This is a genomic window from Vibrio sp. 10N.239.312.D08 (assembly GCF_041466145.1).
GTDB lineage: Bacteria > Pseudomonadota > Gammaproteobacteria > Enterobacterales > Vibrionaceae > Vibrio > Vibrio crassostreae_C.
Genome location: NZ_JBFSSD010000021.1, coordinates 53,560 through 76,839, shown reverse-complemented (window position 1 = coordinate 76,839; position 23,280 = coordinate 53,560). Strand labels below are relative to the sequence as shown.

Genomic DNA, 23,280 nt, shown 5'->3' with positions numbered 1-23,280 from the left:
TTCACCTCACGGTGAACACCCTTGCATAGGCTAACGGTTCTCGCTCGACTGAGCCTGTAGAGGACTTTCACCTCCTAGATCAACGCCATGCTCGGCGCACAACGAAAAATGGCAGCCCAATCAGGCTGCCATTTGCTTATTCGATTTAAAACGTATTACCGAGCTAGATATTGCTGAGCTAGCGGCTACTGAGCTAAGCGCACCAACTCTTCTGGCGAGTAGTGTTCTGCTTCTGCGCCTTTGGCGATTAAGTCGATCACTTGGAACTCGTTCATGTCACCAAATTCTTTGGTGAAGTAATCACGGAACGCTTTCTCGTTCGGCCATTTGCCTCGCACGATATAGCCATCTTCCTTATCGAAATCTTCCGTCTCAAAGAAAGAAAAGTCGGTCATACCAATATTGTGACAATACAAAACGAGATACATGTTGAATCCTTTACACTTAACTAGGGCCTGTTTAACTTTCGAGCCGTTCAAAAAGCGTCTCTAAAAAGCAAGGCTAAGGTTACAACATAAATGCTAAATCGAATACCCAATCGAATCGTCAATTTAGAAACCTCAGCGACCGGCTCTTTTCGTTAGTCATCAAACATCATGTTAATGGCTGCACCCAACAAGATCAGCCCAACAATTGGCCCCATGACTGCTAACGGCGCGCGCTCAATGTATGGAAGGTTCTCTGCGATCATCAAACCCCATTCAGGTGTTGGTGGCTTTGCCCCTAATCCGATGAAGCTCAGCGAGGTCAGACTTAGAATGATAACCGGTAGCCTCAACATCGCGTGTCTTAACAACGGTGGCAACACATACGGAAGCAAGTAGAAACGGAAGATTCTAAGCTTACTGGTGCCCCATAGTGGCGCGAGGTGTGTATAAGGTTGAGCCTTGGCTTCTACGATCAAGCTTGAGCAGTGCGCGGCTAACGGCGCCCACGATACCAATACAATCGCGATTAATGCGCTGTTCGGATTCATCCCCGTTAAACCTGCAACAAGCAAGCCTGCAATGATGTATGGGATACCCTTAGTGATCTCGATAAGGCCTTGGCTAAAGCGGGTGTTGAAACCCATGATGATGCCCGTCACCAAACTCAAGAACGTTGCTAAAATACCGGCTTGGAAGGTCGCAATCATACCAGAACCAATTCTCGCCAGTAGGTCTCGGCCAATGCCATCTGCGCCCAAAGGTGCTTGCCAACTCGGTGATGCCAAGCGTGCGAATTGGCTAGTGTATGGGTCTCGGAATGCAGCCCAAACTACGATAGCAATTAGGAAAGAGAAGATCGCAAAAGCAGTGACACGCTTTGCGCGGTTCTGGGTAAAACGAAACGAAGAGTGGCTACTGATGAGCTTGCCGCTTTTCAGGCTGTGGCCAAGAATCAATTGCTGAACAAACAAGCTCATGCTGCTCACGGCAATTGAAAATAGCAGCAACACCAATAAGCCGCCTTGCAGCGTTGGTAAGTCTTGCGCCTTGGCTGCACCAAGAATCATGCGCCCGATACCAGGGATCGAGAAGATAAGCTCAACCGCGACTGCGCCACCAGTTAAGCCAATCACGATCATCGCAATTTGCGGGATCAGACTGCTCAGCGCTCTTTTCAGCGCAAAGCGAATAATTTGATTGGAATGAACGTTGGCACTGAGCCAAGTGATCACCCAAGCTTCATTAAGAACGCGTTGTAAACTGTCTCTGAGTAGGCGACTAAACAAGCCACTTGCAGGCAGTGCGAGCGCTAAACTCGGTAGCCAGATATCTTGCCAACCTTGCCAACCATACGGTGGTAGCCAACCTAACCAGATAGAGAACACCAATATTAATACCGAGGCCACCACATACTCTGGCAAGGATATTAATACGGTGCTTAAACTGCTGTAACTCTGCCCTAGTTTGCCCTTCTTCCAACTGCGTAAGGTAGCCAGTAAGCCTGCACCACACAGTACGAAAGTCATCACAAGTGCGCTAGACATCAAAAAAAGAGACGTAGATGCTGTTTTTTGAATGCTTAATGCAACCGAGGAACCATCAATCCATGATTCACCTAGATCACCGGAAAAAGCACTTCCTACCCAGTCGAGCAGGCGCTCAATGGCTGAACGGTCAAGCTGAAGATCAGCGCGTACCGCAGCTAAAGCTTCAGGCGTAAGCAGGTGTTGTTGCCCCGCCCTAGCTCGCAGAATAGATTGGCTTGGATCGATGCCTGCAATGTCAGGCATCAAACCAACAAGAATCACCACCACAATCAGTGAGGCGATTCTTGATAGCCAAGGCGTCAAGATAAATAGAGTTCGACGCAGAGTCTCAGCAGATAACATTTGCTTAGTTAGCCTGTGTTGCCGGGTTAACTTGTGTCGTTTGATCAACCAAGCGACGTTCACTTGGGTCACGAACTACATTGCTTACACGCTCGCTTTCACCTTGAATCACACGTTCGTGAAGCAGTGGGATAGCCGCGAAATCGTTAAGGATTTTTTGTTCCGCTTCGATGATTGCTTGGTGACGCAGCGCACCTAGCGGTTGTAGGTCAGCGTGATTCAGTGCTTTATCTACCTCTTGAGAACAGAACTGGCCCAGGTTGAATGAACCCTTACAACCAAAGTCGCTCATCATGTAAGCCACTGGGTCACCCGAATCGAGAACCGTTGCACGAGAAAGGATAAACGCGTCGAACTTACCAGATAGCGCATCGTTCTCGATCTGAGCATATTCACGAATATCCAGCTCAACCTTGAAACCAGCCGCTTCAAGTTGTTGCTTCAGTAGCGCTGCCACTTCTGGAAGCTCTGCACGGTCGGTAAAGGTACCAATAACAATGCTTTCGCCGTTCGCTTTTAGCGTTTTGTCAACTGCCTGACCTTCAGGTCGAATTGGTTCAGCCCAAGCAAGTGCAGGACCTAATAGGCCTTGTGCGATATCAGCGTGGTTTTCATAAACAGTGCTAACGATCTGTTCTCTGTCTACTGCAGCCGCCGCGACTTTACGTAGGTTAATATCGCTAAATACACCTGACTTATTGTTCAGGTAAAGCGTGTTAGTACGAGGCATTGCTACTTCGTAAAGCAGGTTCGGATCAATGGTCGCGATTTGTGAAACGGGTACCGCTTCTACGATGTCTGCCGTACCGGTTCTTAGAGCCGCAGCGCGCGCAAAACCGTTCGGAACGTATTCTGCAATCACAGATTCAACCTGTGCTTTTTGACCCCAGTAGCCATCAAAACGTTTTAGCTTCGCGCTTGTTGTACCGTTAATTTCAGTCAATTCAAACGGGCCAGTACCCGCGCCTGTTGGGATAACACGGCCATCTTCTTGGTACGCACTTGCTGCAAGAATCGCTAATTGAGGGCTTGATAAACGACTTGGTAGAAGAGGGTCATCAAAGCTGGTTTTGATCTCTACGCGGTAGTTGTCCATCGCTTTCACTTCTAGCTCTACACCATCTAGGATGCGTGGCTTAGGTGCTGCTTCAAGCGCTTTTTGTAGAGAGTTCACTACAGAGTTTGCCGTTAACGTCGAACCATCATGGAATTTAACGCCTTGGCGAATCGTGAACTGCCAAGTCAGAGGATCAAGATGTTTCCAATCCGTTGCTAGCATAGGTTCTGCTTCTGAGGTTGGGCTCAGGTTAACCAGAGTTTCTGCTGTACTCCAACGAGATAGCTTAAAAGCATCATCAGAAAGTGGCGATAAGCCCGTTCTTGGCGGTTGCATCATCGCAACTCGGATTTCAGATTTTACTGCGGCATCGCTCGACTCTGGCTGAGAGTCAAAACAGCCCATCAAAGGCAGAGCCAACGCAAGCGCGCAAGCCAGTTTGATTGAATTAAAACGCATAGTTATTGTTCTCTGTAAGCTGTGTTTGTTAATAAACGGTATTTCGTAATAAATAAGGTTGTGTTTAACCAGTAGATTTCGAAAGAGGCTGAGATTCGATCAGCATCTGTGTCGCTGGATGAGCAGGTTCGCTCATTACTTGAGGTGTCGGTCCATGCTCCACCATCTCGCCATGGTCAAGAACCAGAATTTCTTCGCAAAGCGCTTGTGCTGCGCCTAGGTCGTGTGTCACCAAAATAAGGCGCATATCGCGCTTCTTTTTTAATGAATTCAATAAGTCGAGTAGCCTTTGACGATTCACCGGGTCTAGGCTGCTAGTTGGCTCATCGGCAACTAATACTGCGGGTCTAACGACAAGCGCCCGAGCAATAGCCACACGTTGAGCTTGGCCTGTAGATAGCTGATTGGGCTTCAGTGATAGCAATGTGGCAGGTAAGCCAACATCCAACAGCGTCTCTTCAATGATGCTTTCATGATTGCCAGAAACATCTAGATTGCTTAGCGGCTCGGCTAAGATCTGTCGAACGGTGTAGTAAGGGTTAAGACTGGTGTGTGGTTCTTGTGGCACCAATTGGATCAAGCGACACACAATGGCTTGCGCTTTGCTGTTGCGAATAGGCAGCGAATGACCAAACAAGCTGATGCTACCGAGAGTTGGCGCTTTCAAACCAAACAACAATTCAATCAGCGTAGATTTACCGGCACCAGAACGCCCAACAATAGCCAGGCTTTTGTCTTCAACATTGAGGTAGATGTTCTGTAGCGCTTTGAACGCCTTACCACCCAACCAACTTGGCACTGAGTAATAATGAACCCCGACATTCTCGAACTTAATCTCAATCGGTGTTTGTATTTCTGAATCAATCACAGGCATTGACGGTGAGACTTCTGAATTTAGTGATAAGGTCGAGCTCATTCGATTAGGTCTCTCAATGAACAGCAGAATGCGTGAGAGCTCGATTCAAGCGCGTGTTTCGGTGCACCATAAGCCACCACACCGCCATCATCGATCACCAATAACTTGTCACAGGCTAAGGCGCTGTGCAGGTCATGGGTAATAAGCAAACCACCAATTTGGCGTTGCTTTACATTGTCTCGAATCAGCTTAAGTATCTCTTGCTCTGTTACCGGATCTAACGCGCTAGTCGGTTCATCTGCAATGATGATATCGGCGTTACTCAACAAGCCAATCGCAATACACACTCGTTGACGTTGTCCTCCAGAGATTTGGCTCGGATACAACGGCAAGATGGTTTCTGGATTTGGGAACCCTAACTGCACCAACAGTTCGGTGAGTTTGGTTTTGTCTTGTGATTTAAGCTTAGTGCGAGTCCCCGTCAAAGCCAAACTGAGTTGGCCTTCAATAGAAACAAGGGGGTTTAACGCTTGAAGTGCATCTTGGAAGATAACCGCCGGCCTTTGTGCTGCGGTTCGTTGTAACATCGGCAAACCACACACCGATTCACCAGACAGAGAAATATGGCCTTCAGCCTCAACCGTTTCTGGCATAAAGCCCGCGATCGCACGTGAGAGCATCGACTTACCAATGCCTGAAGGACCCATGATCGCCAACAGTTCTCCTCGATACACATCGAAGTGGATATCTTGGAAAAGTGTTCTTGAAGAGGTTTTGATCGTTAGTTGGTCAACAGACAATAGTGGGGCGTTCACGCAGATACTCATAGATAGATGTTATAACATAACAACTTTATCATTTAGCTAGAGTGATGAAAAGAGAACATTGAACCGTATCGCATTTTATTTGCCGTTTAATTAACCTTTTTGAATAATTCATTAAGAACAAAAAAGCGCCCACTAAATTTATTGTTCATAAATAGTAAAGCGCTTTCATAAAGTCTTAGAAATGGCGATGGTCGTTCTACATTAATGACACGCCGCTGAGGTATCTTCTGCTGGGAAACACTTCTGTTTAACCTGAGAGATAAACGGGTACAGGAATGCGATACGCCCAAGATAGAACAGAGTAAACGCTAACCACAAACCATGATTGCCCCACGCTCCGACCGCAAACGCTTGAACAGCCAAGAACACCAGCAAAGTAGCAATACTAGAATCTCGAACCGGACGCGTGGTACCTGTTCCGGTAAAGATGCCGTAAACCGTTAAGCCAAAGCCAGCCACTAGCGGGAACACAATTAACCACGGAGCCATCTCTTGGTACAGCGTGACCAGCGCTGGAATATCGGTAAACAAGAAAACAATCATATCTTTAAAAATCAAAGTTAAAAGCGTCAGCGCGGCAATGAAACCTGCCGTCCATTGGAAGTTAAGCCTTAAAACACGATCAAGCATTGAAGGGTTCTTCTGTCCTACCGCCTTACCTGCAAACACACTCGATGCGTTGGCAATACCATCAAACATATAGCTGACAATGAAGGTCACCTGCATCAAGATCGCGTTAGCCGCTAGAACATCGGTACCCAGTTTAGAGCCAGTACGCGCCATCATGTTGAAGAACACCAAGATACAAATGGTGCGAAGCAATAGATCGGTATTCGAAGAGATGATTGTCGATAGGTCTTTCTTGGTCATCTTCGAGCCTTGCAAGAACTCAGAGATCGAAATATTGCTGGTCTTCATCACCAAGGTCACACCAATCGCAAAGGTGGTAACTTGTGCAATCAAACTTGCGTAAGCCACACCTGCGACACCCAAATCGAAATAAAGTACAAACACCGCATCCAAGACAATGTTCAACACATTACCAAACACTTGTGTATAAAGAACGTCTTTGGCTTTCGCCTGTCCCATTAACCAACCAATAATGGTGTAGTTAAGCAACACGAAAGGCGCGCCATAAATCAAAATACTGAAGTAGATATGCGCGTGCTCGGCTACATTGGCTTCAGGCTCTATCACCCACATTGCGCCTTGCCAGATGAGTGGTTGTATCAAGATAAAGATCAAACCCACTAAACCAGACAGCACAAACGGACGCATCAAGCTACCCGCCAAATCAGTGCGGTTTCCCTTACCCAGTGCCATCGCACTTTGGCCCGTGGTACTGACACGGAAAAAACCAAACAACCAATACATGGTGTTCATAATGATGGTGCCGATCGCTACGCCACCAATCAATTCAGCAATACCAAGTTGGCCAATAACAGCGGTATCCACAGCACCTAACAGAGGTTGTGTCACCGTTGAGATGATGAAAGGGAAAGCGATTTTCAGATAATCTTTGTGGGTAATGGTCATATTCTATCGGGTGATATTAAGAACTATTTGCAATTAGAACGAAATGCTATCGTTTAATCCGTACGTTGTCATCATTTACTTAGAGTAGATTATCAACAAAGCATCTTTATCTTAGGCCAACTGCATAAAATCGTTAGCTGCTATTGGTTGTGCTAATTTGTCTCAACAAAAGATCAAAGTCTGGTTCAACAAAACAGCACAACCATCGATTAGTAAAAGCTCACGGGAAGGTAAAAATCGAGTTCGAATATTTCATCACTATTAAGAAAGTGATTCTGATGATAATGCACATACGCGGGAGTCGAGCGCTGTTTGAAACCAGATGTGGGTAGCCACTTTTCTAACACCATACTGATCTGTGGTAGCAGCTCACCATAGCGGCCATTCAGTCGAAACACCGCATGCAAGCCTCCTGGGATCACCATCTGGTTCACGATACTGCGATACTTAATCGGTTCATCAATCGCGATACACGCCACATAGCGGCACTGATCCATCTCAACCCAAGCAGGGTTTGAGTGATGCAAACCAAATTGGCTCGAGAAATCACGCTGTTCCGAATTCGCCCACGCTTTCAATATCAACCACGCATTGCGAATGGATCGATTATATCCCGTATGTCGAACATAGGCCGCCATCCGTTCAGGCACTTCAATAATCTTAGGTTCAGGTAACACTCGCTGCGCAACATTCAAATAGCCCGCCGCCACTTCGGGATCTTTTAAATAGGGTTTTTCTGCTACTTGTAAATCATGCTTACGCCATTCTCCGGGCGACATATTAAAGGTCGCTTTAAATGCTCGGCTAAACGAAGATACAGAACTAAAGCCACATTTATGGGCGATCTCAACCACAGACGAGCTGGTATCGAACATTAATTGATTGGCCGCGTACTCCATTCGAGTGCGTCGGATATATTGATGCAACGACTCCCCGACCACGCTTTTAAAGGTGCGATGAAAGTGCTGTTCTGAATAGGCCGCTATCTCAGATAACTCTTTGGCAGACAAAGGCTGACTGATGTCTTGGTGAATATGGAACAGGACATCATTGATTCGCGATATGTGTTGACGTGACATCGTTTAAATAGCATAAATGGACATGTTTAAGAGCATAAACGGACACGCTAGTTTTTACAATTGCCGTGTAATATCAAGCGATAGAATAAAAACGATAAACGACGAGACACAACACATGGAAATCGCACAGTCATTACAACAGATTCAATCTTCATACATTCGGGAGATCCTCGCAGCCGCAAGTGATCCAAATGTCATCTCATTGGCCGGTGGTTTACCGGACGAGAAAACATTCCCAATCGATTTAATGAAGCCAACGCTAGAAAACCTAGCGAACATGCCTGAAGTTTTCCAATACGGCTCCACTGCCGGTTACGGCCCGTTGCTTGACCACCTAACACAAAGCTACCAATTGCCAGAGTCACACACGGTAATGATTTGTACTGGCTCTCAGCAAGGTTTGGATTTGATTGCGCGTGCGTATGTCGATCCAGGTGATGTGGTTGTGATGGAAGCGCCAAGCTACTTAGGTGCGATGCAGGTGTTTGGCCTAGTTCAAGCAAACATTGCGACCGTGTCTCAAACCGAATTTGGGCCGAATCTAGATGAATTGGAAACATGCTTTTCACAGCAAGCGCCAAAAATGTTCTACGCGGTGCCTGATTTTCACAACCCAACCGGTGTGTGCTGGGCAACAGAAACTCGTCAAAAAGTCGCTGAGCTGTGTATCAAATACAACGTGGCATTCATTGAAGATGCGCCATACCGTGAGCTACGTTTCACAGGCACAGAGCTGCCGTTGGTTTCTTCGTTCTGCCCTGATAACTCTATCGTTCTTCGTTCATTCTCTAAGATTGCATCGCCAGGTCTACGTATTGGCGCGGTAACAGGCAAACGCAGCTACCTTGAGCCACTGATCAAAGTGAAGCAAGGCGCGGATTTACACTCAAGTGTACCTATGCAAGCGCTGCTTGTTGGTCTTCTAAAACATGAAGACTTCAACGTACACATGGAAAACATTCGCACACTGTACAAGTCTCGTTATGAAGTGTTGTTCTCAGAGCTAAAAAAACAACTGCCTGCAGATTGCGTGTTAAAAGCCGTAGATGGCGGGATGTTCATTTGGGTAGAAATCCCAGAGTGCGATACCTTCGAATTAGCTAAGACTTTGCTATCGAATGGTGTGGCGGTTGTACCAAGCCCAGTATTTTATCCAAAGGCCGATGAAGCAAAAGCCGCACTGCGCTTAAACTTCACTAACGCCAACCCAGAAGAATTAACAGAAGCGGTGAAACGCTTAGCGGAAGTACTTAACCAAGCGTAATCGCTGATTAAGTCAGACAGATTCAATACCAAGGCCCTGATGTATTTTTACAGCAGGGCCTTTTTGGTTTGGGAATACGTGTTGTAATTCGAACCAGATAAAACGGTTTCATTGCATTTCTTAGTCCAAAAGCCACACTAATAACAATGCTAAATAGCCCTACTTTTGGTTGGTTTTTGTCCTTCCTTGGCTTGGTTATACTGCGGCGGATTTTAATAAGCCAATATGGGCAAACCTGAGTAAATCAAACTCAGTATGTATCATAAAAGGCAACCGCTCTGGATTTACGTTCCAGCTCGCAGAAAGGAAAAACCATGTCTCAATATGTTGTATGTGCTCTGTATAAATTCGTAGCACTTGATGATTACCAAGAAATTCGCCAGCCACTCACTGACGTGTTAGAAGCCAACCAAATCCGCGGTACTTTGCTACTTGCGAGTGAAGGTATCAACGGCACCGTTGCAGGTAAGCGCGAATCTATCGACGCTCTTCTTCAATGGTTCAAACAAGATTCTCGTTTGGCTGATGTTGTTTACAAAGAGTCGTTCAACGAAGAACAACCATTCAACCGCACCAAGGTTAAGCTTAAGAAAGAGATCGTAACCATGGGCATTGAGGGTATCGACCCACGCCACGTTGTCGGCACTTACGTGAAACCAAACGAATGGAACGCTCTGATTTCTGATCCTGATGTAATTCTGGTTGATACTCGCAACGACTACGAAGTCGATATCGGTACATTCAAAAATGCTGTAAACCCAAACACAGAAACCTTCCGTGAATTCCCTCAATACGTTGAAGACAACCTTGATCCTAAGAAGCACAAGAAAGTTGCGATGTTCTGTACTGGCGGTATTCGTTGCGAAAAATCAACAGCCTACATGAAAGAGCAAGGCTTTGATGAGGTTTATCACCTTGAAGGCGGCATTCTTAAGTACCTAGAAGAGGTACCTGAAGAAGAGAGTATGTGGGAAGGCGACTGCTACGTATTTGATGGTCGAGTTGCAGTAAACCACCAGCTAGAAAAGAGCGGTTACGATGTGTGTAACGCGTGTCGCCTGCCAATCACTGACGAAGACAAAGCCTCTAAACACTTCGAGAAAGGCGTAAGCTGCCCTAAGTGTATTGATAAGCACAGCGACGAGCAGAAAGCCCGTTTCCGTGAACGTGAAAAGCAAGTTCAACTGTCGAATGCTCGTGGCGAAACCCACGTAGGCGGCGAAGCTGCTCACCTTATCGAGCAACGCAAAAAAGAGAAGCTTGCACACAAAGAGCAGCAACGCTCTGGTAAGAAAGCAAAGTAAACTTTCTGCTTTAAACTCTTATAGTTCTAAACATATAACTATAAATAGTTAGCTATATACATACAAAAGGGCGCAATTTCGAGGATAATCCCACGAGTTTGCGCCCTTTTTTGATCGCTTTACGGCTTTGTGTTTTGAACCACATTTCTTTCGAAAAATTACTTCTATACTGTTAATAATTCGACTAGAGAGGAAGTGCCAATGCTCAATGAAAACCATGCCTTTATCTTAGATTTCCCAGATCTTAAATTAGACATTGTTCAGCTCAACCACGACGACGAAAAATTCAAAGCAGACATGCAGAAATACCACCAACTCGACTACGACATCCGTCAGCTAGAAATCTCTGGCAGCCCTATCGATGACGACAGCATGCACAACCTCAAAGTTGAACGCATGGCGCTAAAAGACTCGCTACACAAACAGCTCACGCGCCATCACGCGCTTAAGATCGTATAGAAAAATCAATCCAAGACTTTATTCTTAGCCATGCATCACGCATGGCTTTTTGGTTTCATCACTTCGCAAATCTAAGCTAATTCGGCTTCTTCAATTATGTTACTGTTTGCTTATTCAAAGGCGTTTGATAAGGAAGCGGTAAAAGTGGCAATGAAAGAAGAGAACATACAACTCCAACTCGCTTCAAATTCTGAATTCGATGAACTGTTTGCGTGTGTTAAACAAGGTATCTTCATACACGTAGATAGCGTTTTCGGCTGGGATGACGACTTTCAACGTCAACGACTTTTAAACGAATACCATCCATCTTGGTTTCATTGGGTATATCGCGAAAATAAAAGAGTGGGGCTCGCCTGCTTTAAACCTTATGACAACGCATACCATATTCATTTGCTGATCATTTTCCCCCAGTACCAAGGTCGTTCGCTTGGCAAGCAAGTCATGACTCTCATACATAAAAAAGCTATGGCAGAGCAACTTAGTCAAGTCACTCTATCGAGTTTTAAAAGTAATGCTCGTGCTATTAACTTTTATCAATCGCTTGGCTATCACGTTGTTGATGAAGGAGATGATGATTTTGTGGGGATGGAGCTCAATCTATACCACAAACACCATCTCTAATTAAACGCCCTAACCACTCGCCCATTACTGCTCAGTACATAATGACCAATATAGGCAGGGATAAATACCGATTGCCCTTTGGTGAGTGTCAGGTGTTCACCTTTCTGGCTCATTAGCGTTAAATCATCATCTATTGCCATTAAAATCTCAGCGCCGCTTGTGATCACTTCTTCTTGCTGAGGGCTATGAAAGATATTGAAGTTGAAATCACTGACAGGAATATCATAACTATCACATTGACCCAGTTTTGAGGGCGCTAACAACAAGCGTTCAAACGGGATCGGTTTGAACTCTGTACAGGCAACCAACTCGGCGACATCAATGTGCTTTGGCGTTAAACCTGCTCGCAAAACGTTGTCTGAATTTGCCATGATCTCGAGCCCAGTTCCCTTAATGTAAGCATGCGGAGTATTCGCATTCAAATACATCGCTTCACCCGGGTTCAATGTGATCAAGTTAAGAAGCAGAACACAAAATAGACCAATATCGTTTGGATACTGATGACTAAGCTCAATAACCAAAGCAAACTCCGCTTGGTCTTGATGAGCAGCCGCGTAAGCCAGAAGTTGCTCTAATGCTCGGTGTTTACGTTGGTCGTCCAGAGTTAATAAATCACGGAAAAACGCCTCTAAACCTAGAGAATCAAGGTGGTTGCCAAACTCTTCAACTAAACCAGCCAGCTCGCTCGAATTCAACTTTCTGAACAACCCTAATATTTCATCGAATTCTCGAAAGCCATTCATTGCTTGATATTCAGTGATCGCGTAAACCAATTCAGGTTTGTGGTTAGAGTCTTTGTAATTACGATGTCCTGCAGTCAGAGGGATTCCTGCTTGCTCCTCTCTTGCAAAGCCAACCTCTGCTTGGCGCTTGTTTGGGTGAACCTGAACAGACAACGCTTTTTCTGCTGCCAAGATCTTAAACAAGAACGGCAGCTCACCAAACTCCTGCGCAATATCGCTTGATAGATAGGCCGGTTTATTCTTGTTAATCAGCTCAGAGAGAGGCACCAAGTGCTGGTCAAGCTTAACCATTGAGCAACCTTTTGGATGCGCTCCCATCCAAACTTCCGCTTGCGGCTCTTGTGACTCATTCTGAAAGCCAAACAGTTCACGTATCGAAGAAATGCTCCCCCATGCATAATTTTGGATGGTGTTTTCCATTGGGAAAAATGAGTGTTCTGAGAGGTGGCTGAGTGACATGGCGTTTTCCGTAGTGAGCCCTTTGAACACAATTCAGAGAGCTGATTTCTAATAACGTAAATAATTAGAAAGACTACAGAGCTCGGCTAGAACCCACATGAGATGAGGTCTTAGACGCAATAGGAAAAATTCTTAGAAACAGGTGAGACCGATGAAAAGCGTGAAAATAGTCACATTTGAATATCACGAGTAGAAAGCGCTGAGAATAAGATAGCGGCTTGTATCGCACTGATTACAGCAGCGATACAAGCATCTGAATACAAACACTAGTGACTATCTTGTTATCGTTCCTTAAAAACCAGAGCGAACCTCGGCACTTTTCTGAGGTGATTGAGCTTGTAGGAAAGGCAGTAGCAGCAAGCCAATAACGGCCGCACAAGTCGAGATGGTAATGAAGAATCCACTCCAGCCATAAGTTTCTAGAACGAGAGCTAATGGGTAACCAGAAAGTGCTGCACCCATGTAAGCAAACAAGCCAACAAAACCTGTCGCCGCCCCAGCAGAGTCTTTGTGCGAGCATTCTGCCGCCGCCATGCCAATAAGCATTTGAGGACCAAAAACAAAAAAGCCTACACAAAACAGCCCAGCCGCTTGAAACACAAAGTTGGTTAAAGGCATCAACCACAATGCAGAAACTGAAAGAAATATGCCGATGGCAAACAAGATGTTCATTGGACCGCGGTTGCCACCAAACAGCCTATCCGAGCCCCACCCAGCAACAAGTGAACCAACGAAACCGCCAATCTCGAACAGAGACAAAGCAGCGTTGGCGTTTATCAAACTGTAATTGTGTTCTTCGGTTAGGTATAAGTTCCCCCAGTCGTTGACCGCCGTTCTTACGATGTAAACCAGCACATAGCTAAAGGCGAGCAACCAAATGTACTTATTGCTGAACACATAGGTTTTCAGGATCTCTCGATAGCTTAACCCTTGCCCATGGCTCTCTTGCGCTAATTCCAGGTGATCACTGCGCCACTTCCCTACCGTCGGAAGTCCCATGGTGGTGGGCTTGTCACGTAAGCGCCAGCAGACAATAAGACCGATAAAAACACCAATCACACCCGGCCAGATAAACCCAGCTCGCCAACTGAACTGCAGCGTTAGATAACCCACAAGAATAGGGATAAGCGCTCCACCAACGTTGTGCGCTGTATTCCAGATTGCCCAGCGAAAGCCTCTTTCGGAGCGAGAATACCAAGTCGTCAATAACTTGGAACACGATGGCCAGCCCCAACCTTGGAACCATGCATTCAGTACCCATAGCGAGATAAAAGCCGCTAACGAACTCGAAAAGCCAAACGCGATGTTTATCAGACCAGTCGCGATTAGGCCAAGCCCCATGAAGTAACGAGGGTTCGACCGATCCGATATCGTGCCTGAGATAAATTTCGATAAGCCATAAGAAAGATAAAAGAGCGTGCCAATTAAGCCGATATCGCCTTTGTCCAAACCTAGATCGGTGATCATTGCAGGCGCGGCGTAATTAAAGGTTTTACGAGTGAAGTAAAAACCCGCATAGCCGACATACATTCCTATCATGATGTGAAGGCGCCAATAGCGATAACTCTGATTGACCTCATCATCAGTTAGAGCATCACTCTCTGACGTTGTTGAGCGCAGAAATCCAAACATATTCGTTCTCACACTTTAGGTAATGTAACGCTGATATTGGTACCCGAAGATGAGCCATTAGCGTTGATTGTCATCTTGCCGCCGAGCGCCTGAACACGCTCTTGCATACCGCGAACACCCATTCCTTTGAGAAGATCTTGCGCTGTAAAACCAATGCCATTATCTGATATCTGAAGATAAGCCTGGTCACCTAAAAGCAGTTCAATTCTGATTTCGCTCGCGTTGGCGTATTTAGAGGCATTGTTTAGAGATTCTTGGCACAGCCTGAAGATAGTGACCTTAAGCGTGTCACTCAAACACGAGTAATCACCTTGCCAATTTAACTGAATATCAACGCCGTGATCCGAAAACTCCATCTCTCGAATAAGCTGTTCCACGGAATCTTTTAGGTCCAGATCGTCCAGCATCTTAGGTCTTAATTTTGTAAGTAGACGTTTGGTGGTGTCATAAACATTCAAAGATAATGATTCAATGGTACCCGCACAGCGAACGCTCATCTCAGCCGCGTCGACACGTTTAATAATGCTTGCCTGAGTACGAATTGCCGTGATGTTTTGGCCGATTTCATCATGCAGTTCACGCGCAATATCACGACGAACCGACTCTTCAGCGGTAACTAACTGACGTGAAAGGTTTTGATTTCTGGAGAGTTCACTTCGCAATTTGGAGTTGAGATCTTTCTGCTTTTGAACCGCTAAACCAAGCAGTATACCTGTGATGGTTTGAGCAGATAGAGACAAGAGTAAGTCGGTAATTTCGAGTTTGGATGTTCCGCTGTGGGCTGCAATCAACGCGACACTATTTAACATTGTTGCAAGCAGAGCACCTTGCCATCCATAACGAACGGCGAGCAAGATAATAGGGATCGCCATACAGAACGGGGCAAAGCGCCTTAGCTCATCAGGCAAACTGGTTTGTATCAAAATACTGGCGACCAACAACACGCTATATAAAGCAATATGACGGATTTTGAACTCAACGACATTATTGATTAAGTAAGAGCTCAATGGTGCCCACTTGTTTTGGAATAGATAGTTCCAGACCAGATAACACATCGGCACCAGCATCAGTCCGCCAGTAATACTCACCAACCACACCATGTAAACAGCAGAAACATGAGAACCCACCACGGCAACGTTAATAAATGCTGTGACCATGATTAAGCTCGCCATCACTAACAAGTGACGATTCTGGTCACCAGAATAATAACGCTTGGCAATTAGCGTGGCAGGAATACTCAATCCACTGGCGATGAGTATCGTCAGCCATTGAGGTTCATCAAGTAGCAGAGCTAAAGCGATCGCAAGCCCCCACTCGGCAATATAGATAGCAGGCCAATAGTGAGTGCGAGTGTGCAGCGTCATTCCCAATCGAAGTGAAAACGGGAAAAGCAGAATGGCTAACTCAGGGTCATTAATAAAATAGAAGGCAATAACCCACAAACAGAACCATGCACAACCAGCCATAAAAACCCCACACAGGGAGGTGGCTAGGTAAGAACGCATTAATACTGGTCTTGTGTAAACAATTTAGCTAACTCGACGTTGTTCTTAACATTGAGTTTGTCCATAGCATTGGCACGGTGTACATGCACCGTTTTATGGCTAACCCCTAGCTCTACGGCAATAGATTTTACATCGAGCCCTGTTGCCAATAACTGGCACACTTCGCTTTCTCTGCGGGTGAGCTGATTTAAAGTGGCTTTGTTCTTCATGGGTGTCGCAAGCTTTATGGCGATATCGGGCGTGAGATAACAGCCACCATTTGCGCTCGTGCGTACGGCTTGAATTAACTCATCAGGGCTACAGCGCTTGCTGAGATAACCTTTGGCTCCTAACTCTAATGACTTCTCAACCATCGCCGGAGAGTCATGAACGCTCAACATGATGCTGGCAATGCCAGATGGAATCTCTTCCAATAAGCTCAGGCCACTTTCATCTTGCATTGAGATATCCAAGATCACGACATCAGGGTGACAGCTTGGCAATCCTAGGCGCGCTTCTGCCGCAGAGTTGAATTCACCCACGACCGTAATATCAGCTTCAAGACTGAGTAATTGAGCAAAGCCAGATCGAACAATGACGTGGTCATCAACAAGCGCAACATTAATCATGATATTAACCAAAATTAAGAGTAAGAAAGAAAAATAGCCCCAACAGGAGCTATCTAAAATTAAGTTTATTGATAGAGATGATACTGAATCGAACTAACGATTGGTATGATCTCACGTGCTTTAAACCAATAAAGCACATGAGACTCGCTACGCGCTTTGAGACGCTAAGTGCATTTTCTTAGCGTGGCGAATCTTCTTCTCTTCCGCAACCGCAACGAATAGCAGCAACACGATACAAATGGCAGCTGACGTATCAAGCGCTGCGAACGTGCCTTTCCAACCCGTTAAGCCAAAAATAGGTGTGCCGTCTGCAATCATACCTAGGCCAAGTTTGGCAAAGCTGTCACCAATTAAGTAAGCAAATGTACCTTTCACGCCATCCGCAACGCTGATTGCTTTCTTAGGCACGAAACCTACTGCAGCAACACCAATCAGCAACTGAGGACCAAATACTAGGAAACCAAGCACAAACAGTGATGCTAGGTACATGAACTCACTGGTTGCATGCTGGTAGAACTCTAGCGAAACGATAATCAGGCCAAGCGATACACAAGCAACCAAAGCACGGCGTCCGTTCGCAAGGTCTGACAGATAACCCCACATTAACGTACCGACCAGTGCACCAACCTCAAACAGAGTGAAGCCTGAAATCGCGGTTTCTTTTGATAGACCTAGCTCTTGATACGCATAAACGGTAGACCATTGATCGATACCGATACGAACAATGTATAAGAAGATATTCGCGAAGCAGAGCAACCAGATCACTTTGTTTTTCAGGATGTATTCAACAAAGATCTCTTTCTTAGTCATTTGATTTTCTTCAGCAGCCGTATCTTCTTCGCTGACTTCTTCATCAAACAACTCTTCAACCGTACCTAGACCATAGGCTTCTGGAGAGTCATTACCAAAGCGCATACCAATAAAGCCAACCACAATCGCAATGATTGATGGGAACACGAACATACCGATCACGTTGCCATCAAAAAGGTAGTTAGCACCGAACAGAGCAACACCAGCGGCACCTGCGCCACCCACGTTGTGCGACATATTCCAAAGGCCTAAATAAGAACCACGCTTGTTACGAGGCGTCCATTTAGTGATGGTCGAGTAGCTTGAAGGACCGCCGGTACTTTGGAAGAAACCACTCAACGCATAGAAGGCAACCATCAAGAATAAGCTAGCACTGCCACCGCCCATACTGAAGCTGAAGCCCAACATAGCGATACCAGAAAGGACAAGCATGAATGGCAGGAACTGCTTGGTGTTTTTACCATCGGCATAATAGGAAACGACGGTTTTACCGATACCGTAAGTGATAGAGAAACCCAGACCGATAAGACCTAGATCCGTCATCGATAATCCATAAGTAGAAATCATGTCGTTTTGCGCGACATTGAAGTTCTTACGGATCAAATACATGGTTAGATAACCAATGAACACGACGAGGTAAGATTGTAGGAATGGTTTAAACCACATTTTTCTTCTAGTTTCGACCGGAAGATCCAGCGTCGGTTTTCGAACCTGATCTAGGAACTTTAACATTGTGAACTCTCTTATTTTTTGTGAGGTCTGCACGGCATAATTGCGGCCATACATTGTTTGTTAGTTGACCGTGAAATAATAAGGAGTCTAAAAATCGACCGCATGAGAGAGGGTCTTAGAATAACTAGGAAAAATTCTTAGTTCAGAATTGGGAGTCAAGAAAGCGTGAACAGCATCACTTTGTTTACGGTCTGTTATGGATTGATATTACGATAACAAAAGTCACTCATTTCAGGGCTGACGAACCTTGTAAATAAACAGAAACGAGTGGATTACTTCACTAAAAAAACACCAGTATCGGTTCATCACCATAAAACTCCATGGTCATGGTGTGTCCGATACTGGTTCAGCATTCATTCTGATTAAAATAGATTCAATAGGCTTGTTACGTTTCGCGTGAATCGTACTACAGTCGCTTGCCGCTACCGTCTTCCCACATTACTTCACATTCATCTTTGATGGCAGCTTTTAATAATTCAACCAGTGGGAACGCTCGACTACCGATATTAACAGGCGCTTCAACCACCTCTTCTTCATTGTCGTCATCAGTATTTTCATGCTCTACGGACTTGCTCTGCTCTGCTGCAATAGCAGCACGTAGATTATCCAGAGCTTGAGGAACCTCTGAAGCATCCATAGCACCTGGGATGGAGCCGCTATGCCCAAGCATCTTGATGAACTGGAGGCCGACTTCACCAAACATCGTGACACTAGCATGAGCTTTACAACTAAAGGTAATTAACATAATGAGCCTTTCTTAATTTTGGTCGTTTACAAACTATGTGGAGTAACTCTCTGGAAAGCAAGTAGATAAACATCAAACAACGGTTACAAGTTTGATGCTTAAATCTAATCTTCTAGAGATGACCAGCACCATCGGTGATATACATCACTATTTGGAATTGATTGAACAGCCTTTCATATGAAACCTTGATAGTAGTCACACTAAATAGACATCTAAGCCTCTGCATAGCTTGTTATTTAATCTACTATTAACACCATTATCAAAAACTTTGGCACAGATCACATGAAAAGGCTCGTCGGCAGGCACCTAGAAGAAATGGCGGACATACGATCCACCCGCAAGCAAAAAATTGTCCACTCCTTTTCACTGACTGCCGCTGCGTTATTCATTTTCTACACTTGGGCTTACTTCCAAGGCCAACATTACACACTGTCGGTTTTCGAATTGTGTTTTGCACTGATCGCTATCTCCAATGCATTTTACGTAAGAAAAGTCATTAACCCTGAATATTCCGAATTGATCCTGAGCGGTGTTTTACTGGTTCAAGGGGTCATCCTATTTTTGTACAGTCACGCCATTCCTGACCGAATTCTTTGGCTCTACCCTATTCTGGCGGCGGTGATTTTTATCAATGACTTCAGAATTGGAATCATCTTTAGCACCTCATTTTGTTTGTTTATCAGCACCTTGATTACGGCAATGCCCAATAACTTTTCTCTGCCATTTAACAGCACACATCGGTTTATTCTTAGCCTGTTTACTATGAGCTTGGTGTGTCACACATCCGCTTATTACTACACAAAAGCCGTCAGTTATATCCAACGCCTTTATAAAGAAGGCATTGAAGATCTCGCCTACAGAGACCAACTTACCGGATTGGCAAACCGTTGGAGCTTTGAGCGCTGGGCTGTAGAAAAGCTTGCGACAGTGGATAGTGAGCGATCACTTACGGCATTGGTCTTTTTGGATATAGATGACTTTAAAGGCATTAACGACAGCTACGGGCACGATGTGGGAGACAGTGTCTTACAGCATTTTGCCAATCGCTTGAGCAACAACATTCGAACCAGAGACAGAAAAAGCCATGAATACGATTATTCCATCGCGCGCTTTGCTGGAGACGAGTTTGTTCTGATGCTCTACGATGTGCCAACTCGTAAAGATCTAGACGGCATTCTAGATAGGATCTGCGGGCTGTTCGAAAGCGGCTGCCAAACAAACGAGAGAATCAAGGAATTGACGTTAAGTGTTGGGGTTGCTTTGTATCCGCAAGATGCCCAAGAATTACATGAGCTGACGAGATGTGCTGATAAAGCGATGTATGTTGCCAAGCATTCAGGAAAAAACCGATATGCTTATTATCACGACAACCCAGTATCGACCCTGATAGAAGAACTACCAACGAGCCTTGTTAGCTCAGCACCGGATTCATCTGAACTTGAAGATTGCTTTGAAGCGAAGATCGAAGGGAACAATGTTACGCTATTAAAAACGCGCCAACGCTAGCCATTCCTATAACGGAGCGGCGCTGCTAACCTGCAAGGTACATAAGCCAAAGACTCACTAACCCGATCATAATAATCCATATGACTTGACGTGTTCGGTTTGGGTTATTCCCTTTAGGTCGCCTCACCACGGTTTTAAAAGCGGCTTGCTTAGCTGACTGAATAAACGGCGCTTCTATCTCACGTTTTTTCACGCGGCGTTTAACTGCGCTGTTTGCAACCTCTGTAAAGCGCTGGCTTTGCTCCGTTGTAAAGTCGTTATCAAAACCTATCCGACCATGCCTTTCGCCATGTTTTTGCTGAACTGCCATAGCGGCCTCCTTGGCGATATACTCTCTATTGAGTATAGACATAATTTCATATTGTTACCTGTTCAAGATTTTCGAATAAGTCACTCAACGCTGTGCCATCTTCTTTTTAAATCAAATTACATAAACTACAGCTATTCAAGTTTATGAGGGTTTCAAAATGACGAATGTAAGAGCAGTAGATCATGTGATTACAGCACATGCCACCTCAGATGGTGATGGCGTCAAAATCCAACGACTCGCAGGTTTTAATAACGCACGTTTCTCTCCATTTTTAATGATTGATGAACTGAAGTCGGATGAAAGCAAAGACTATGTTGACGGCTTTCCTCCACATCCTCACCGTGGGATAGAAACGCTCACTTACATGCTCCAAGGTCACTTCCAACACAAAGACCATATGGGGAATGTTGGAGAGCTACGCAGCGGTGGCGCTCAATGGATGGCCGCAGGCCGTGGTGTCATTCACAGCGAAATGCCAATGATGGAAGAAGGTGCGCTGCATGGTTTTCAGATTTGGATAAACCAACCTGCGACACACAAAATGCAGCCAGCTCAGTATCACGATTTCCAAAGTGAAAGCATCGCGGAGCATCAAAGTGAACAAAGTGGTTTGTTAAGAGTGATTGCCGGAGGGTTTGAACTGCACAACCAAACTGACAAGGATTCAGAGGCTTTACGAGCGCAGGGCCCATTACAGAAAACAGGTGTGCCATTAAGCGTTGCGGATTGGCGCTCTCATTCTGGGCAAAAAGTCACGTTAGGGACTAATGTTAATCACAATGCCATGACTTACGTGTACCGAGGCAGTATTAAGATCGGCGACAAAGTCATCAACCAAGGTCAACTTGCCCAACTCACCAAAGCTGACTTGCTGTCTTTGGGTAGCTTAGAAGATTCAGGGGTACTGATTTTTTCTGGTGAACCGATTAATGAACCTGTTGTGCATTATGGCCCGTTTGTCATGAACTCGATGGAAGAGATTGAACAAACAATTCAAGACTACAACAACGGTGTGTTTGAGACTTACTGATGTCTTGGCTTTGAGTTGAGCTTTGAAGATTGAAGATTGAAGATTGAAGATACTTTGCAACGAACAACGATTTGGTCATCCATTTGATGACTACAAAAACAAGTGACACTATCCACTGCCGGTTACTATCACTTATTTAACCACGCTCCTAGAGCGTGGTTTTTTTCTATTAAATCAGAGACAAACGATGCCCTGATTGAACAAATTTAGATCTGATTACAAGTACTCACACAGGTAAGCCGTCGCTTCTTTTACCTGTAGGTCGAATGAAGAGTCACCCGCAACGTCAAAAGACTCACCAGCTTGGTATGTCGTCCAGTCATCATCGCCAACACGCTTTACAATCAAAGCACCTTTAACAACGGTCATCTTTTCTGGAGCCGCAGTACCGAACGTATACTCACCAACCGCCATTACACCAACACTCACATCAGCACCAGACTGGTTAAACGCTAACGACTTAACGCCACCTTCAAAGTATGTGTTTTCTTTAATCATTGTACTTCCTTGTTATCTTCAAATTGCAATTATTGAGCTCACCGAGTAAGCCTATGCGTAAATTTAGGTGATAATTGTTTTAACCAATTCGAGACTTTCCTACAAGAAATAAATACGCATAGCTTAAGCATTTCTGGAGTTCGCTTTCATTGATAGCGTAAATACTGAGGAGCAAGGCTAAAAACCACTAACGCAACCACATTTATTAGAACATTCGATCCTGCTTCTAACTCTTAGAACAATTTTTGCAAACTAAGGTTTTAATTAATAGAATCTAAAACAATATCAGTCGAAAAATGAAGAGATAATGGCAAAAAAGCCGACTAAAAGCAGAGATCTATTTGCCAACTCGTTACTCTACGGCTTCCTATTAGCTGGCTTTATGGTTGCCCTCACCGCCGGCTATTTTGCTTACCAAGCCCACCAGCAATCTGTCAGCCCAAGCAACGTCTATGGCACATGGATAGAGATTGCGGCGCCACCTTACAACACCGACATCCTGACACTTTCAGAAAACGGTGTGATGATGAATCATCGTCTTATCACTACCTCATTCGATTTTGACGGGAAGATCGTCACGATCAACACTGGCTCTGGAACCACCGTTTACACCATCAGTGGTACTTACGATTCGCCTCGCTTAAAGCGATTAGAGCCAAGCGTACCATCTCAGCAATTTATTAAAGAAGGCTACGAAGATACTGCGACTGGTGATACCCATAGTGTCATGCAACAACGACGCGCTTCCTTAGCTGAGCAATTCAAAAGATAACCCTCTTATCCATACTGCCATAAGCATTCGTCTTCAAGTTTACCCGTCGATCGACCCCGCTCGCTCAACATACTTCACTTTGTGATTCAGCTTCAATCCACAGTATTTTCTTATAGTTTGTCGCACCTTTTCATAACTTCATGTCGTGGAT

22 protein-coding genes are annotated in these 23,280 nt (G+C 45.1%); 7 read left to right on the top strand and 15 right to left on the bottom strand.

Going from position 1 to position 23,280, the window contains the following annotated elements; all coding sequences use genetic code 11:
• Positions 1 to 185 precede the first annotated feature (185 nt).
• The 7 genes from AB6D58_RS13100 to AB6D58_RS13070 all read right to left on the bottom strand — a co-directional run bounded on the left by AB6D58_RS13100 (position 186) and on the right by AB6D58_RS13070 (position 8,131).
• On the bottom strand, positions 186 to 428 hold the full coding sequence (locus tag AB6D58_RS13100; RefSeq protein WP_372157490.1) for a hypothetical protein: 243 nt from the start codon (positions 426 to 428) through the stop codon (positions 186 to 188).
• A 152-nt stretch (positions 429 to 580) separates the two neighbouring features.
• Positions 581 to 2,317: an ABC transporter permease subunit gene (locus tag AB6D58_RS13095; RefSeq protein ID WP_372157488.1), complete on the bottom strand. Its 1,737-nt coding sequence runs from the start codon at positions 2,315 to 2,317 to the stop codon at positions 581 to 583.
• A 4-nt stretch (positions 2,318 to 2,321) separates the two neighbouring features.
• Positions 2,322 to 3,833, bottom strand: a complete 1,512-nt coding sequence (locus AB6D58_RS13090; protein WP_372157486.1) for an ABC transporter substrate-binding protein — start codon at positions 3,831 to 3,833, stop codon at positions 2,322 to 2,324.
• A gap of 64 nt (positions 3,834 to 3,897) precedes the next feature.
• Complete coding sequence (locus AB6D58_RS13085) at positions 3,898 to 4,749, bottom strand: ABC transporter ATP-binding protein (RefSeq protein WP_372157484.1); 852 nt, start codon at positions 4,747 to 4,749, stop codon at positions 3,898 to 3,900.
• Positions 4,746 to 5,504, bottom strand: coding sequence for an ATP-binding cassette domain-containing protein (locus AB6D58_RS13080; protein ID WP_372157482.1), 759 nt, complete (start codon positions 5,502 to 5,504; stop codon positions 4,746 to 4,748). Before AB6D58_RS13080 ends, AB6D58_RS13085 begins: the two co-directional genes overlap by 4 nt.
• Positions 5,505 to 5,717: 213 nt before the next feature.
• Complete coding sequence (locus AB6D58_RS13075) at positions 5,718 to 7,052, bottom strand: MATE family efflux transporter (RefSeq protein ID WP_372157480.1); 1,335 nt, start codon at positions 7,050 to 7,052, stop codon at positions 5,718 to 5,720.
• Between the two features lie 209 nt (positions 7,053 to 7,261).
• On the bottom strand, positions 7,262 to 8,131 hold the full coding sequence (locus AB6D58_RS13070; RefSeq protein WP_136982302.1) for a GyrI-like domain-containing protein: 870 nt from the start codon (positions 8,129 to 8,131) through the stop codon (positions 7,262 to 7,264).
• 115 nt (positions 8,132 to 8,246) lie between these two features.
• On the opposite strand from AB6D58_RS13070, the gene AB6D58_RS13065 reads away from it, so the two are divergent.
• The 4 genes from AB6D58_RS13065 to AB6D58_RS13050 all read left to right on the top strand — a co-directional run bounded on the left by AB6D58_RS13065 (position 8,247) and on the right by AB6D58_RS13050 (position 11,779).
• Positions 8,247 to 9,395 carry a PLP-dependent aminotransferase family protein gene (locus AB6D58_RS13065; protein ID WP_372157478.1) on the top strand — a complete coding sequence of 383 codons (1,149 nt, stop codon included), beginning with the start codon at positions 8,247 to 8,249 and terminating at the stop codon, positions 9,393 to 9,395.
• 314 nt (positions 9,396 to 9,709) lie between these two features.
• Positions 9,710 to 10,699, top strand: coding sequence for a rhodanese-related sulfurtransferase (locus tag AB6D58_RS13060; RefSeq protein WP_017067892.1), 990 nt, complete (start codon positions 9,710 to 9,712; stop codon positions 10,697 to 10,699).
• A gap of 201 nt (positions 10,700 to 10,900) precedes the next feature.
• Complete coding sequence (locus tag AB6D58_RS13055; RefSeq protein ID WP_010432560.1) at positions 10,901 to 11,158, top strand: YdcH family protein; 258 nt, start codon at positions 10,901 to 10,903, stop codon at positions 11,156 to 11,158.
• Between the two features lie 96 nt (positions 11,159 to 11,254).
• Positions 11,255 to 11,779 (top strand): N-acetyltransferase, encoded by a 525-nt coding sequence (locus AB6D58_RS13050; RefSeq protein WP_065583568.1) that lies wholly within the window; start codon positions 11,255 to 11,257, stop codon positions 11,777 to 11,779.
• Here the strand turns inward: AB6D58_RS13050 and manA are convergent.
• The 6 genes from manA to AB6D58_RS13020 all read right to left on the bottom strand — a co-directional run bounded on the left by manA (position 11,776) and on the right by AB6D58_RS13020 (position 19,013).
• A complete protein-coding gene (gene manA, locus AB6D58_RS13045) occupies positions 11,776 to 12,981 on the bottom strand; it encodes a mannose-6-phosphate isomerase, class I (protein ID WP_372157476.1) in 1,206 nt (401 codons plus the stop codon). The two genes, AB6D58_RS13050 and manA, sit on opposite strands and share 4 nt — an antisense overlap.
• Positions 12,982 to 13,272: 291 nt before the next feature.
• On the bottom strand, positions 13,273 to 14,613 hold the full coding sequence (locus tag AB6D58_RS13040; RefSeq protein WP_372157474.1) for an MFS transporter: 1,341 nt from the start codon (positions 14,611 to 14,613) through the stop codon (positions 13,273 to 13,275).
• A gap of 8 nt (positions 14,614 to 14,621) precedes the next feature.
• Positions 14,622 to 16,118 (bottom strand): signal transduction histidine-protein kinase/phosphatase UhpB, encoded by a 1,497-nt coding sequence (gene uhpB, locus AB6D58_RS13035; protein WP_017065060.1) that lies wholly within the window; start codon positions 16,116 to 16,118, stop codon positions 14,622 to 14,624.
• Complete coding sequence (gene uhpA / locus AB6D58_RS13030) at positions 16,118 to 16,726, bottom strand: transcriptional regulator UhpA (RefSeq protein ID WP_372157472.1); 609 nt, start codon at positions 16,724 to 16,726, stop codon at positions 16,118 to 16,120. The genes uhpB and uhpA overlap by 1 nt, the downstream gene beginning before the upstream one ends.
• 147 nt (positions 16,727 to 16,873) lie before the next feature.
• Complete coding sequence (gene uhpT / locus AB6D58_RS13025) at positions 16,874 to 18,268, bottom strand: hexose-6-phosphate:phosphate antiporter (RefSeq protein ID WP_102332288.1); 1,395 nt, start codon at positions 18,266 to 18,268, stop codon at positions 16,874 to 16,876.
• 406 nt (positions 18,269 to 18,674) lie between these two features.
• Positions 18,675 to 19,013 carry a DUF1840 domain-containing protein gene (locus tag AB6D58_RS13020; RefSeq protein ID WP_017061543.1) on the bottom strand — a complete coding sequence of 113 codons (339 nt, stop codon included), beginning with the start codon at positions 19,011 to 19,013 and terminating at the stop codon, positions 18,675 to 18,677.
• 315 nt (positions 19,014 to 19,328) lie between these two features.
• Between AB6D58_RS13020 and AB6D58_RS13015 the strand changes: the two genes are divergently transcribed.
• Entirely contained in the window at positions 19,329 to 20,519 is a 1,191-nt protein-coding gene (locus tag AB6D58_RS13015; RefSeq protein WP_017065061.1) for a GGDEF domain-containing protein, read from the top strand.
• A 25-nt stretch (positions 20,520 to 20,544) separates the two neighbouring features.
• On the opposite strand, the gene AB6D58_RS13010 is transcribed toward AB6D58_RS13015, so the two are convergent.
• Positions 20,545 to 20,829: a hypothetical protein gene (locus AB6D58_RS13010; RefSeq protein ID WP_017061541.1), complete on the bottom strand. Its 285-nt coding sequence runs from the start codon at positions 20,827 to 20,829 to the stop codon at positions 20,545 to 20,547.
• A 157-nt stretch (positions 20,830 to 20,986) separates the two neighbouring features.
• On the opposite strand from AB6D58_RS13010, the gene AB6D58_RS13005 reads away from it, so the two are divergent.
• Positions 20,987 to 21,859 carry a pirin family protein gene (locus AB6D58_RS13005; protein WP_372157470.1) on the top strand — a complete coding sequence of 291 codons (873 nt, stop codon included), beginning with the start codon at positions 20,987 to 20,989 and terminating at the stop codon, positions 21,857 to 21,859.
• Between the two features lie 216 nt (positions 21,860 to 22,075).
• Here AB6D58_RS13005 and AB6D58_RS13000 read toward each other — a convergent pair whose 3' ends face one another.
• Positions 22,076 to 22,357 carry a pyrimidine/purine nucleoside phosphorylase gene (locus AB6D58_RS13000; RefSeq protein WP_017069675.1) on the bottom strand — a complete coding sequence of 94 codons (282 nt, stop codon included), beginning with the start codon at positions 22,355 to 22,357 and terminating at the stop codon, positions 22,076 to 22,078.
• 307 nt (positions 22,358 to 22,664) lie between these two features.
• On the opposite strand from AB6D58_RS13000, the gene AB6D58_RS12995 reads away from it, so the two are divergent.
• Entirely contained in the window at positions 22,665 to 23,129 is a 465-nt protein-coding gene (locus AB6D58_RS12995; protein WP_017065063.1) for a DUF2850 domain-containing protein, read from the top strand.
• Positions 23,130 to 23,280: the final 151 nt, after the last annotated feature.